Here is a 12,609-nt window from a genome sequence, read left to right as displayed (position 1 = left end):
TCACAGTATGGTTCGTCTATGAGTGATTCTCCGCGCTGCCAGGTGTTCCTCGGTTCTTCAAGTGAAGGTAAGTCCGTCGCCGAGGCCCTGCAGACTGAACTGTCACCGTATTGTGAGGTCGAACGCTGGGATCAAGGAGTCTTCGAGCCTGGTGGTTATACGCTGGATTCACTAATTTCTGCTGCCGGCCAGGCTGATTTCGCAGTGCTTATCGCGACCCCTGACGACACCCGTGAAAGCCGAGGAAAGACCACGGCTGTGCCTCGGGACAACGTGATTCTGGAGTTCGGACTATTCGCCGGAGTGTTGGGTCGACAGCGGACGTTCGTCCTGGCGACAACCGGGACGAAGTTGCCCACTGACATCCTTGGGTTCACCACACTCACCTACCAAAACCAGAAGAATGAGCGGTCCGCCATTTCAACAGCCGCACGAGAGGTGCGTGCGGCTATTGACAAACGCGGCCCTCGGGTCGCCGCTGCAACAGGACCGAGCAATAAGAATGGAGAAGCGCAACTGCTCGATGAGGAGGTCGAGATGCTCATCAGCAACGCCGAGGCGCAAGGATGGACAGCGAAGTCGACCCGCACTGCGATCCGCGTGACCTCGCCGAAGCGTAGGACACATACTCTGACGAGGAGTACGGTGCCCATCACGCGTGAGGAACTGAGAACTTTCGCAAAGGAGTTGCGCGCCGATGGATTGCGCATAAGCACTGCGATCCGTCGGCCAGTCGACGAGTCCCCACTCGCGTAGCTGGAACAGGCCCCTCCGGTCCCCATGACGGATCCCAGAGGGGCAACGCTCCAACTTCATCACCATGAAGAGCACTCGAACGAGTACGCCGCGTCTTGGCTCGCCTCCAGCGATGCCTGCTCTGCTCAAGCGTCGCGCTCTCACAGGGATTTAGACCGCCTCCTGGGCGTATCAGCAGGAAACACCTTCCGCGTGAACATCATAGCCAGACCAGGTGAGCGCTTGCATGCATCTACCGCTTTCAAGAACCTTTCGCTGTGATTTATTGGGCTGGTTGGGTTTTCACCCACAGTCGCGCGACAGCCTGTGCGACGCCCTGGTCGGGAAATCGACCTGAGACTCGCACTCTGTGCGATCCGGTGCGACTCCACACAACGATTTCGTGAATCTCGTTGGTGTCGTCGAATCGGGTGACCATTTCGTAGCCTTCGTCGCCGAGATTGTCGACCGGCCGAACCGTCGACGACGTCGTCCTGCCGTCGAACCGGGTACTGGGCGTTTGTAACTGCTCCTCGAGGATAGGGAGAACACTATCGCGGAGCTGACCGTTGTTCTTGAACGACAAGAGCGAGAATGCGTAGCTATGGGGAAACTCGACCAGGCACGACACCTCCGTCGCCCCTTGTTGACGTGTGACGAGGGGCCGCGACTCGGCGCCCACAATGGTGCGTAGTTCGTCAGGTGAGGGGCACGGGAAGCCTTCGACGTCGTCCCGAGCGCCATTGGTGATCGCGTTCAAATCTGCGACAGCCTGGGCGAGGGACACCTCGATGCCTTGCTTCAACGTGATCTCAGGAATCGGATCGAGACCTGTATTCAATGCCGGCCGCGCACGGCCGTCGTGTGACTCGCTGGGAAAGACGTAGATGGTCTCCGGTGAGTACGGCACGACAATGATCGGAATGAGGACCTGGGGCTCCACGACGCTGTGAGGCCACGACTCTGGCGGGCACGATTCAAAGAAGATGTCGCGCAATTCGATGAGGTCAGCCCAGTCGGGACCACCGATGTCTTCACACGACAACAGCGTGAAGCGTCCGGTGAGCCCGACCCAACCGTTGGCCCTGCTGAGCAGTGCACGAGCATCGGGGTCAAGACGTGCCCCAATTCGAGCTTCCGCAGCGGCGATTTGCGCGGGTGTTGCCGGCGGTCGTGGCCCGGACGGCTCAGCGCCCGGCAACGGGACCTCAAGACCCTGCTCGACGAGTTGATGAGACACCTCGGCACACCGAATCACCAAGCCGTCCCAGCTATCTGAATCCGCCGCGTCGCTGATCGTCGTTTTTCCCACGGGTTGAGCATAGAGACGGCACTACCGCGCCTCGGCGGCGTCGAGGATTTCGTTGCGGATACCCAGGATTGAGTTGTTGTGGTTGCGCTCGGCTCTTGGGAGCGGTCGGTGCGGTGCTCCTGTGTCAGTGAACGTCTAGATGTCGGATCGCGCGGGTAGCGATGGCAGACAGGGCGACGGCGATAGCCAGGCAGACGACTGTCTGCCAGGAGTGCGCGGGGCCACTGGGGAGCTCAGGCACGAGCGCGAAGGGTGAGATGTAGAGCGCTTCGTGTGGGATGGCTCGGAACTCGACGGCGAACTCAAGCGCCTGGAATGCTCCGACGACAATGAAAGCGACGGCGGTGGCGGCGCGCGGCAAGGTGGACAGCAGCAGGGTGGTGAGCCCGATAAACACCCATGCCGCGGGTGCTCGCAGCGCGCCGGCGACGGCCATGATGCCAAACGAGCCAGGGTCGGTGCCGAGCTGCGCAAAGGCGATACCGAGTCCGAATGCGATCAGAACGGCGAGGGCGGCGAGGGCTCCGGTGGTGGTGTAGGCGAGCAGCCAGCGTGTTCGTGAGACGGGTCGCGAGAGGATGACTTCCGCGCGGCCGCTGGTGACCTCGCCGCGGAGTCGGAGGGTTGTCTGGATGCCGAGGAGGGCGGCGAACAGCGGGGAAAGATGGAAGGCGACCTGGATGAGGCCGGAGCCGCTTCCTGCGCTGCTATCGAGGGCGATGTTGACCTGTCTGTCCACGGTCGAGGACACCCCGCCTATGAGGAGCCCGACAACGAACGCACCCGCAGCCCAGCCAACGATGGCGTCCCGGCTGGTGCGCACAGCCAGGGAGGTGGGTCCACGCAAGGAGGCGTGGGCGTGCGCAGGTCCCACCCGTTCGGGGAACACGCCCGCGCCCAGATCGCGGCGGGAGGCAATCCACACCGCAGCGGCGGCCAGCGCGGTGGTGAGGCCGAGGGCGGGCAGCAACATCAGGGCGTTGTCGTCAGCGAACGGGCGGACGGCGGCGATCCAGCCGAATGGCGACATCCAGTAGGCGTTCCCGCCTATGGCGTCGCCTGCGCCGCGGAGCAGGAAGAATGCGGCCACAACCGCGATGGCGATGCCCGTCGCGCCGCGGGCGGTCTGCACGATCTGCCCGGTCAGCCCTGCCAGCGCTGCAGCAAGCAACCCGAGCATGGCGACTTGCACACCGACGAGCAGGGAGCCGGTGGCGGACGCGCCGATTCCGATGAAACCGACTCCGACAAGAATCCCGGCTGCCAGCGATCCGGCGGCAGTGACGCCGATCGCCGCGACCAGGGGAGCAGCTCGGCCTATGGCCGCCGCGCCGAGCATCTCGCTTGTGCCGCTTTCCTCGGTGGCGCGGGTATTGCGGATCATCGTGAGGACGGAGGCGAGGCTGATGAAAATCGTCGCGATCCCCAGCATCCGCCACAGCCCGACCCCGCCGGCATCCGTGCTCGAGACGGGCCCGATCAGGAACAACTCTCCCGCGCTGGCGTTCACTGACTTGGCGAGCGCCTCTCGGGCGGCCGTCGTCGGGTAGGTGGCGATGATGCCCGCGGCGACCACGAGCAGTAGCAGCCCGGAGAGTAGGTACCAGGCGGTGCCGTGCAGGCGTTCCCGGTGAAGTGTGAGCCCGAGCATCGGGCGAGTTCCGGTCGCGGCGGTTCCGATGGTGGTGGTCATGCTGTCGCTTCCACACGGCTTCGGGCGGTGTCGGTCTGGTCGTAGTAGTGCAGAAACAGATCTTCCAGCGTCGGCGGGGCGACCGTCAGGGTCTCGATGCCGAACGAGGCAAGTCGGGTCATCACCTGGTCGAACCGGGTCGTGGTCAGCTCGACCCGGTTCCCGTCCACCGTGACCCTCTCAATGCCCGAAAGCGCGTCCAGACCGGTGGGTGGGCGTGTCAGAGTCGCGGTCACGAGGGTGGTGGCGTGCCCTCGCAGTTCGGCCAAGGTGCCGGTGTCCACTACCTGCCCGTCGCGGACGATGCTGACCCGATCGCAGAGCTGCTCGACTTCGGAGAGGATGTGGCTGGACAGCAGTATTGTCTGGCCGGCGCGCCGAGACTCGCTCACGCACTGCTTGAACACCTCTTCCATCAGCGGGTCCAAGCCGGTGGTCGGCTCGTCCAGGATCAGCAGCTCAGCGGCCACACTGAGAGCTGAAACGAGGCCCACCTTCTGCCGGTTGCCCTTCGAATATGTGCGGCACCGTTTTGTCGGGTCCAGTTCGAAGCGTTCGATCAGTTCGTCGCGGCGGGCGCGGTCCTCACCGCCGTGCATCCTGGCGAGCAGGTCGATGACCTCCCCGCCGGTCAGGTTCGGCCACAGGCTCACATCGCCCGGCACATACGCCAGCCGACCCCGCACCTCCGGCATCGCCGTCCACGGGTCCTGCCCCAGCACGCGAGCGATGCCGCTGTCAGCGTGCAGCATCCCCAGGAGCACCCGGATCGTCGTGGACTTGCCGGCACCGTTCGGGCCGAGCAGCCCGTGCACCTCGCCCATACCGATCGCCAAGTCCAGTCCGTTCAACGCCCGCGCGTGCCCGAAGGACTTGGTGATGTGCTGCAACGCCACGGAGGTTTCCACACATCAGATAATACACACAATTCGTGAAGTATATGAAGTGTGAGTACGGTGTCCTGAGGAATGCGCCGGCAATAGGAGGCACGTGGTGGAGGAGCGAGACGACAAGTTTGTGGAGAGGTTCGCGGATGCGCTTGCGCGATCGGGGTGGCCTCGGATGTCAGCCCGGATCTTCGCCACCCTCATGGCCGCCGCCAGTGGCAGGCATACCGCCTCCGAACTCTCGTCTCGACTCGGCGTTGGTCCCTCAGCCATCTCCAACGGCGCGAAGATGCTTCGCTCGCTCGGCCTGGTCGACGTGACCCGCCAGAGTGATCGCCAGATCGTGTACGAGGTTCGCCCCGACACGTGGATGGAAGCCGTCGCCCACCAAGACGGAGAACTGCGCACCCTCGAAGGCATCCTCACCGAAGGAGCCCGCGCGACCGCAGAGCCGGAAGCCGCGGCCAGGCTGATCGAAACCGCCGACTTCTTCGCTTTTCTCCGAGCCGAACTCCCCAGCATCATCCAGCGTTGGCGAGATGCCCGCTGATCAGACGGACCGACTAGGTATGAGGCAGCCGCGCCACGGCGACACTCTTCGGTGAGCCCTCTCGTCGGCGAGGACTAAGTGCTGGGCTTCTTAAAAAGATGTCGCCGAGCGCATCGTCGAATCGTTTCAGAGTGAACTCGATTAATCGTAGCTAATCAATCGCCGATGAGTTCACCTGCCCGTGAAAGGAAACACTGAGGGCACGGCCATTAACAAGAAGCCGGATGGATTCCGGTTCGTCGCAGACCAGCACCGGGATCTCCGTCATATCAATTCGTGGGCTCTGCCAACGCGCGTCCGTCAGACGCTCATCGGATGTGATGACAAGCCCCGCTGCCCCTTCTCGTCGAGCAACGTCGTACTTCTGCTCAAAGCTACAGCCACCGCGGTAACTCACGACGAACCTGCCGAAAGCATTTGCGCGGCCTAGCTGACACCCGTCACCTGACGCTATCAGCGGCACTGAAACGCTATCGGTTCCGGTCGAGAACGAAAACGGCCTCAGACTGACCGGCATACCGTCAACGGAGGCATAGACGGCAGATGCTACGTACGAAAACCTCGTCTTCTGCCCCGGTCCGGGCACGGGAGAAAATGAGCCGTGCTCGGTCGAGTCCCGGTTGGGTTGAGCGTCTGATCCAGTGAAGGAAGGTCCACTGAGAACGGCGGTACCGGCGATGCTGGCTGAGGCTAATCGTCTCAAGTACTCTTCCGCGGATTCCTCCGTTGCTGCCTTAGTCAGCAGTTGCTCAAAGCGGTCTGGCACTTCAGAAGACCCGACGACGCGCCAATGAATCGCGTCGTGCTCGGTTGAGAACGCGGTTGTATAGAGGTGAGGTTCCACCATCTCGTATTCATATATTTCGAAAGCGAGTTCTTCGACGTCGATAGGTTTTGCCAGATTAGCCGGATCGTAAACAATTCCTAATGCCCGGCGGGCATCCCACATCAGATTCGATCGGAAGACAACAAAGATCAGCCCTTGCTCAACCCAGCAAGCCAGCAACGAGATGTCGTCGGAGAACGCGGACCCGGCGTCGGACGCTATACGTGTCAGATGTCCTGCCAGCCCATGGGTTTCGACTGTCACCACAACATCCTTCTGTTTCACATTTTCGTACCCAGCTTGGCCGCCAGCCTGATCACGGCGGACCCTGCTGCAGGATGCGGTTATTGCGCAATGCCGGCGTCGTGGTCTCGTAGATCAGCCATTCGCCGTCGACCCTATTCAGAGTGAACTCGATGTCTTGGCCGGTGAGTGTCCTCGGCGTGTCCGTCGGCGACCCGTCGCTGCGTGTTTCGACGTAGTCGGTGGTCAGCGTGGCGGTATCACCGGTGATCGTGAGATCCCTTCTGTTGGTGTACTTCTCGCTGTACTGGGCGGCGTCTAGTTGCTTTCGCCGTTCAGCGAACGCCTCGTCCGATCCGCTCAGGAATTCGCGCTCGGGGGAGTCCGCGGTGAGCGTCGCCAGGATGTCGCGCCGCGACCCGTGAGAGTTCGCGTGCTCGTAGCGATCCACTGCGGCGTGTACCTGCGACTCTTGCGCGGACGTAGGCATCGGCATCGAAGTCTCCTCATGAGTGCCGCAAGCTGCAATCAGAAGCAGACTCATCGTGGTGGCAACAACGACGACAGCGCGCGCCCTCATCAGAGGACTCGGCTGAGATCGAATGTGCATCATCCAGTGCTTTCGTCGCGCTATGGCAATAGACCCGGTGGCGCGATCGTACGGGGGATGCTCATCACTCTTTCCCGCGGCGGGCTCACTGCGCCACCCGATCCCCAGCCCGACCTCCCTCCACAGCCGACGCGCCAACCCGACATACGCGACACCGCGCTGCACTAATCTCAACCCATGCCAGGGGGAACCAGCGACACACGCAGCGACGAGCACCTGCTCTCCGCCCATATCAACGGCGACCTCCACGCCTTCTCCACCCTCATCCACCGCCACCAAGAACGCCTCTGGGCCGTCGCCTACCGCACCCTCAACAACCCCGACGACGCCGCCGACGCACTTCAAGACGCACTCTTCAACGCACACCGAATGGCACACTCGTACCGGGCTGACGCGCGAGTTTCGACCTGGCTGCATCGCATCGTCGTCAATGCTTGTCTCGATCGGATACGACGAGATAAGTTGCGGCCCACAGTTTCTCTTCCTGACTTCGAGATTCCAGCAATGGCTGCGCGCGAAGACCGCTATGCGGCGGTCGATCTGTCGATGACCATTGGCGACGCTCTCGCGCAACTCCCGGAAGAGCAGCGAGCCGTCGTCGTCGCGCTCGACGTCGAAGGTCTCAGCATCGCCGAAACGGCGCAGCGATTAGGAGTCGCTGAGGGAACGGTGAAGAGTCGTTCGTCGCGGGCGCGTCTCCGGTTGGCGAAGTTGCTCGGTCACCTCAAGGAAGACTCATGAAAACGAGATTCGAGGGAACCAATCCGCTCCGGTCAACGTCGAATGTGGCAGTGGACGAGCCAGGCCGCGATCACGGCCACAACAGTCGGGGGAGCAGGACAGCGCAACGATGAACACGCCGTATCCCGAACCGCCCTATTCGGAGGATCTGCTCGCCGACCTCCACGCCGGCGCGCTACCCGACGATACCGCCGCCCATATGCGCGCGCGGATCGCCAACGACCCAGCAGCCCAGCGTGTACTGACTGCCCTTGACCGCACCACCGACTCGCTGCGTTACCTCTCCGAGGAATCGAAACCCATTCCGCCAGAAGTCGATTCGCGGATCGCTGCGACACTGTCGGCCATTCAGAACGACTCTTGGGCGCGCCACGACGCGCAGCAGCCGTCGACGGCCCCGGTCGATCTCTCCGAACGTCGACGACGTTCGGCGACCCGCGCCCCGCGTGCACGGTTCGCAGCCCTGCTGGTGGGCGCCGCGGCTGCGATCGCGGTCCTCGTGGTGGGAGTCGTCGCAGTCGTCGCCACCAGGACCACGGACGAACCGGACGCCGGCCTGCAGGCCCAACCATCAACCTCGGCCAACACGACGCAGCTCGATACAGCGGAGCTCGACGGCGTCGAGAGGGCCTCGGCGTTGTCCGTGCTCGGAAAGACCGCCCACGCGCCGTTCGAATCCGACGAAGCGCTGCGGCGGTGCACCGCGGCCAACGGTGTAGCGGCGTCGACTCCGGTCCTCGGTTCCGGCGAGATCACGGTGGGAGGGTCGGAGCGCGTGGTGATTCTGCTCGGCACCGGCGTTGCCGGGCGGTTCGACGCGCTCGTCGTCGAGCAGGGCTGCGATACCGACAACCCGGCGACGGTGTCGCGCACCAGACTGGGTGGGTGAGCGCCACGGCATCAGCAGCGGGAACATCTGCCCTTAGGCTTGTGTTGAACGAGCCGACAACGCGCACCGGAGAACCAGCGGTACCGCGCGTCGCCACAAGCACGGAGGACGGATGAGCCAGACAGACAACCAGCAGATCCACGACCTGATCATCATCGGGTCCGGACCGGCCGGATACACCGCTGCCGTATACGCAGCCCGCGCCGAATTGGCACCGGTCGTCTTCGAGGGAACGCAGTTCGGCGGTGCGCTCATGACCACGACCGAGGTCGAGAACTACCCCGGATTCCAGAACGGTATCCAGGGTCCCGCGCTCATGGACGAGATGCGTGAGCAGGCCATCAGGTTCGGCGCCGATCTCCGCATGGAAGACGTCGAGGCAGTTCGCCTGACCGGCACGATCAAAGAGGTCGACGCCGGCGGCGAGACGCATCGCGCCTATGCGGTCATCCTCGCGATGGGCGCCGCTGCCCGCTACCTCGAGATCACCGGCGAGCAGGAACTCCTGGGCAGGGGAGTCTCGGCGTGTGCCACGTGCGACGGCTTCTTCTTCAAGGACCAAGACATCGCGGTCATCGGTGGCGGCGATTCGGCGATGGAGGAGGCCACCTTCCTCACCAAGTTCGCCCGCAGCGTGAAGCTGATCCACCGCCGTGATGAGTTCCGGGCGTCGAAGATCATGCTCGAGCGCGCTCGCGCCAACGACAAGATCGAGTTCGTCACCAACTCCGCCGTCACAGGCGTGCTGGGCAGCAACTCGGTGACGGGTCTCGAATTGACCGACACGCGGACCGGCGACAAGCAGAACATCGACGTCACCGGCATGTTCGTCGCCATCGGCCACGACCCACGCAGTCAACTCGTCCGCGGTCAGATCGACCTCGACGACGAGGGCTACGTCAAGGTCTCCGGTCGCACCACCTACACGTCGGTGCCCGGCGTGTTCGCCGCGGGCGACCTCGTCGATCACACCTACCGGCAGGCCATCACCGCCGCAGGCAGTGGCTGTGCGGCCGCGATCGACGCCGAGCGGTGGCTCGCCGACCAGGGCGACATCGAGCCGATGCCGATCGAGGGCGACGTCGTCGCAACGGTCGCACCGACCGTCTGACCTGCTGTTTCATCCCCAACCGATACCTTGCACCACGTCCAGAGGAGGACACATCATGGGAGCAAACACCTTGGCCGTCACTGACGCCACCTTCAAAGATCAGGTACTTGAGTCCAGCGGACCGGTCCTCGTCGACTTCTGGGCGACCTGGTGCGGCCCGTGCCGCATGATCGCACCGGTCCTCGAGGAGATCGCCCGTGACTACGGCGACAAGCTGACCGTCGCCAAGGTCGACGTCGACGAGAACCCCGGCGTTGCCCGTGACTACAAGATCATGTCGATACCGACCATGATCCTGTTCCAGGACGGCAAGCCGACCAAGACGATCGTCGGCGTCAAGGGCAAGGCCGCGCTCCTGCGCGACCTCGACTCCGTCGTCGGGTCCAACGCCTAACCGACACCTCAGCAGTGACGTCGCTCACGTACCTTCGTGAGCCGACCAGGCCATCGTCGAACACCTCACCTGGCGTTCGACGGTGGCCTGTACTGCTAGTTTGGCATCACGAACTATCTGCTGCGTGTCGTCGGCGGCGAACGGTAGCCTCGGGGACGCGGCACAGAGTGGATCGGTTCAACCGCGTGGATGAGTTTTGCTCACATGCCACGACCTGAGACAATTCACTTTGGTTCAATGTCGTCCGTGTCCCCTCACGGCGACATGTCCAATTGAGGAGATGAGATGCCAACGTTCCGACTGGGAGATCGTGGGTCGGCCGTAGCCGAGATTCGATCTATCCTCTCCGGACAGGGACTGCTCAGCTCCACTCCGGGCCGTCACGCGGCACCCGAGAGCGCAGGAACACCTGCGCCGAACGGCCCTTCCAACGGGGAAGCGGCCCAGAACGGTGCGGTCATCCACAGCACCGAGGACGCCCTCTTCGACATCGATGTCGACCATGCCGTGCGCGCGTTCCAGCAGCAGCGCGGCCTGATCGTCGACGGCATTGTCGGCCAGGCGACGTATCGGTCGCTGCGCGAGGCGTCGTATCAACTCGGCGCGCGCGTGCTCCTCTACCGCCTGTCGGCTCCCATGGTCGGCGACGACGTCGCCACGCTCCAGAGCAGACTGCAAAACCTTGGCTACTACACCGGACTCGTCGACGGCGTCTTCGGGGAGAGCACCCACAACGCGGTGTGCCTCTACCAGAGCGAGTACGGACTCTCCGCCGACGGCATTTGCGGTCCGTCGACGCTGCGCGCACTCGACCGGCTCGGTACCCGTGTGACCGGCGGGTCGCCGTATGCGATCCGTCAAGAAGAGCATGTTCGACGCTCCGGCCCTCAGCTGTCCGGTAAGCGGATCGTCATCGATCCGGGAACCGCTGGGATGCACGCACTTTCGACAGGAGCCGTCGCCGAGTTGGAATCCCGCGTTCTGTGGGATCTCGCCGCTCGCCTTGAAGGCAGGATGGCCGCTGCAGGAATGGAGACCTTCCTGTCGCACGACGGTCGCGGCCACGCATCCGACGATGAGCGTGCTCGGGTGGCCAATCTCGTCGACGCCGACATGATGATTTCACTGCGCTGTGGACACCACGAGACACCCGCCGCGAATGGCGTCGCGTCGTTCTACTTCGGTAACAACCGCGGGTCGTATTCGACCATCGGGCGCAACCTCGCCGATTTCATCCAGCGTGAGATCGCCGCGCGCACACCGCTGACCGACTGCCGCGTCCACGAACGCACCTGGGACATCCTTAGGCTCACCAGGATGCCGGTTGTCCTCATCGACGTCGGCTACATCACCAACCCCGACGACGCCAAGGTGCTCGACGACCCGCACTATCGCAACGTGATCACCGAGGCCATCCTCGTCGCGGTCAAGCGCCTGTACCTGCTCGGCGAGAACGACCGTCCGACAGGCACCTACACGTTCGCAGATCTCCTTGCGGCCGAACGTATTTCCGGATTCTGACCGGTAGGTACCCAGCTCTTCCCGCGAGCTCCGTCGCGGCTAGCTTTCGCGTGCCCGCTTAAACCGGTTTCGCGCGCCACTACGACTACCCGCCGGAACGGAGAGCCGCTCTCGGCCGACAAGATCGATCGCGGCCATCACGACGAGCTTCTCCAAGGCGCTCTCGACCCCGACCTTCCATCCGAGTCCTTCGTCAAGCTCCAGTCGAAAGCGGGGGAACCGCACATGCGACGCGACGACGTCGAACGCCGAATCCTTCAGGACCTCGGCGTCGATCATGCATTGCCCGCACAGATCCTGACCCGGACCGTCGAGGATCTCACGCGCAATCTCGACGACGGCTTCATCCGACCACGTACTCAGGTCGCCGAAATCTGTTGTGCCGGAGCTCTTTCTGTCATCTGCTGATTCGTCGTCACCGAGATACGCTGCGGGAGAATCATACTCGCGCTCGAGTGCGTCACGCGACGAACCGTGTCGAGAGCCCCCGTAGCCAGACCCACCGTGTCGAACGAAACCGAACGCTTCGACTGCGCGGACACCGCGTCGAATCAGATCAGTGACCACGGCATCGACGAGTAGGTCGGCTGCTTCCTCGAAACCTGGCTCGGTGCGCACCGATGTCAGCAGCACCGCGTCGGCGCTCACCGGCGACGTCGGAAAGCTTCGCGAGCGGGGGACGCGTCCGGGCGGAGCGTAGAGGGCGGCGCCGACGACGACGCCGGTCGACGAGTCGATCGCGATCTGGCCGCAGGTGCCCCATTCGAGGAGGACCGACGAGATCCACGCCTCCTTGTCGAACTCGCTCTCGAAGTTGGTGAGGCTCGCCGGTCCCGCCGGCACCTCGGTGGACGACGCGGGGCCGCGCAAGGGGGAGGGGTCGTCGTCGGGAGGGGTAGGCGCCGCGTTGGTGAACGTCGGATCGACTTCCCAGAACACGCAGCGACGGGTGTGCGGGGGCAGTGACTCGAATGCTTCGAGATCGAGGCTGGAAATCGTGAAGTTCATTGTGAATCCTCGTCCCGACGCATCGGTCGACCGTCCACGAACGTGAAATCTGATGTCCTGCAGGGTGTTTCACTGTTCATGTGCTCGGT

Annotated in this window: 13 protein-coding genes; 7 read left to right on the top strand and 6 right to left on the bottom strand. The window is 63.4% G+C overall.

The window, feature by feature from the left end; all coding sequences use genetic code 11:
* Positions 1-18: 18 nt before the first annotated feature.
* A complete protein-coding gene (locus ACRVY7_RS17960; protein WP_431818055.1) occupies positions 19-756 on the top strand; it encodes a nucleotide-binding protein in 738 nt (245 codons plus the stop codon).
* 262 nt (positions 757-1,018) lie between these two features.
* Here the strand turns inward: ACRVY7_RS17960 and ACRVY7_RS17955 are convergent, their stop codons facing one another.
* The 3 genes from ACRVY7_RS17955 to ACRVY7_RS17945 all read right to left on the bottom strand — a co-directional run bounded on the left by ACRVY7_RS17955 (position 1,019) and on the right by ACRVY7_RS17945 (position 4,648).
* Entirely contained in the window at positions 1,019-2,047 is a 1,029-nt protein-coding gene (locus ACRVY7_RS17955) for an SMI1/KNR4 family protein (RefSeq protein ID WP_431818054.1), read from the bottom strand.
* A 124-nt stretch (positions 2,048-2,171) separates the two neighbouring features.
* A complete protein-coding gene (locus ACRVY7_RS17950) occupies positions 2,172-3,740 on the bottom strand; it encodes an ABC transporter permease (protein WP_431818053.1) in 1,569 nt (522 codons plus the stop codon).
* Positions 3,737-4,648: an ABC transporter ATP-binding protein gene (locus ACRVY7_RS17945; protein WP_431818052.1), complete on the bottom strand. Its 912-nt coding sequence runs from the start codon at positions 4,646-4,648 to the stop codon at positions 3,737-3,739. Before ACRVY7_RS17945 ends, ACRVY7_RS17950 begins: the two co-directional genes overlap by 4 nt.
* A 154-nt stretch (positions 4,649-4,802) precedes the next feature.
* On the opposite strand from ACRVY7_RS17945, the gene ACRVY7_RS17940 reads away from it, so the two are divergent.
* The gene (locus tag ACRVY7_RS17940; protein WP_431818051.1) at positions 4,803-5,177 is read left to right on the top strand and encodes a GbsR/MarR family transcriptional regulator; all 375 of its coding nucleotides are present in this window, start codon (positions 4,803-4,805) and stop codon (positions 5,175-5,177) included.
* Positions 5,178-5,328: 151 nt separating this feature from the next.
* Here ACRVY7_RS17940 and ACRVY7_RS17935 read toward each other — a convergent pair whose 3' ends face one another.
* Complete coding sequence (locus ACRVY7_RS17935; RefSeq protein WP_431818050.1) at positions 5,329-6,288, bottom strand: PA domain-containing protein; 960 nt, start codon at positions 6,286-6,288, stop codon at positions 5,329-5,331.
* A 31-nt stretch (positions 6,289-6,319) separates the two neighbouring features.
* Complete coding sequence (locus ACRVY7_RS17930; protein WP_431818049.1) at positions 6,320-6,742, bottom strand: hypothetical protein; 423 nt, start codon at positions 6,740-6,742, stop codon at positions 6,320-6,322.
* A 291-nt stretch (positions 6,743-7,033) separates the two neighbouring features.
* Here ACRVY7_RS17930 and sigM point away from each other — a divergent pair, with 291 nt between their 5' ends.
* The 5 genes from sigM to ACRVY7_RS17905 all read left to right on the top strand — a co-directional run bounded on the left by sigM (position 7,034) and on the right by ACRVY7_RS17905 (position 11,512).
* Positions 7,034-7,597, top strand: coding sequence for an RNA polymerase sigma factor SigM (gene sigM / locus ACRVY7_RS17925; protein WP_431818048.1), 564 nt, complete (start codon positions 7,034-7,036; stop codon positions 7,595-7,597).
* 109 nt (positions 7,598-7,706) lie between these two features.
* On the top strand, positions 7,707-8,486 hold the full coding sequence (locus ACRVY7_RS17920; RefSeq protein WP_431818047.1) for an anti-sigma factor family protein: 780 nt from the start codon (positions 7,707-7,709) through the stop codon (positions 8,484-8,486).
* A gap of 112 nt (positions 8,487-8,598) precedes the next feature.
* The gene (gene trxB, locus ACRVY7_RS17915) at positions 8,599-9,597 is read left to right on the top strand and encodes a thioredoxin-disulfide reductase (protein WP_049699195.1); all 999 of its coding nucleotides are present in this window, start codon (positions 8,599-8,601) and stop codon (positions 9,595-9,597) included.
* 55 nt (positions 9,598-9,652) lie between these two features.
* Positions 9,653-9,991, top strand: coding sequence for a thioredoxin (gene trxA, locus ACRVY7_RS17910; protein ID WP_431818046.1), 339 nt, complete (start codon positions 9,653-9,655; stop codon positions 9,989-9,991).
* A 285-nt stretch (positions 9,992-10,276) separates the two neighbouring features.
* On the top strand, positions 10,277-11,512 hold the full coding sequence (locus ACRVY7_RS17905) for an N-acetylmuramoyl-L-alanine amidase (protein WP_431818045.1): 1,236 nt from the start codon (positions 10,277-10,279) through the stop codon (positions 11,510-11,512).
* Between the two features lie 39 nt (positions 11,513-11,551).
* Here ACRVY7_RS17905 and ACRVY7_RS17900 read toward each other — a convergent pair whose 3' ends face one another.
* Complete coding sequence (locus ACRVY7_RS17900; protein ID WP_431818044.1) at positions 11,552-12,520, bottom strand: hypothetical protein; 969 nt, start codon at positions 12,518-12,520, stop codon at positions 11,552-11,554.
* Positions 12,521-12,609: the final 89 nt, after the last annotated feature.

The sequence above is a fragment of the Gordonia jacobaea genome (assembly GCF_965344965.1).
GTDB lineage: Bacteria > Actinomycetota > Actinomycetes > Mycobacteriales > Mycobacteriaceae > Gordonia > Gordonia jacobaea.
Note: the sequence above shows the minus strand (reverse complement) of the source record. Positions and strands in the feature narration are given on the sequence as shown.

What these genes read in the sequence shown, in the direction of transcription:
- ACRVY7_RS17960 (WP_431818055.1), top strand. Translation starts at nt 19, where the DNA reads ATGAGTGATTCTCCGCGCTGCCAGGTGTTCCTCGGTTCTTCAAGTGAA.
- ACRVY7_RS17950 (WP_431818053.1), bottom strand. Translation starts at nt 3,740, where the DNA reads ATGACCACCACCATCGGAACCGCCGCGACCGGAACTCGCCCGATGCTC.
- ACRVY7_RS17940 (WP_431818051.1), top strand. Translation starts at nt 4,803, where the DNA reads ATGTCAGCCCGGATCTTCGCCACCCTCATGGCCGCCGCCAGTGGCAGG.
- ACRVY7_RS17930 (WP_431818049.1), bottom strand. Translation starts at nt 6,742, where the DNA reads ATGCCGATGCCTACGTCCGCGCAAGAGTCGCAGGTACACGCCGCAGTG.
- sigM (WP_431818048.1), top strand. Translation starts at nt 7,034, where the DNA reads ATGCCAGGGGGAACCAGCGACACACGCAGCGACGAGCACCTGCTCTCC.
- ACRVY7_RS17920 (WP_431818047.1), top strand. Translation starts at nt 7,707, where the DNA reads ATGAACACGCCGTATCCCGAACCGCCCTATTCGGAGGATCTGCTCGCC.
- trxB (WP_049699195.1), top strand. Translation starts at nt 8,599, where the DNA reads ATGAGCCAGACAGACAACCAGCAGATCCACGACCTGATCATCATCGGG.
- trxA (WP_431818046.1), top strand. Translation starts at nt 9,653, where the DNA reads ATGGGAGCAAACACCTTGGCCGTCACTGACGCCACCTTCAAAGATCAG.
- ACRVY7_RS17905 (WP_431818045.1), top strand. Translation starts at nt 10,277, where the DNA reads ATGCCAACGTTCCGACTGGGAGATCGTGGGTCGGCCGTAGCCGAGATT.
- ACRVY7_RS17900 (WP_431818044.1), bottom strand. Translation starts at nt 12,520, where the DNA reads ATGAACTTCACGATTTCCAGCCTCGATCTCGAAGCATTCGAGTCACTG.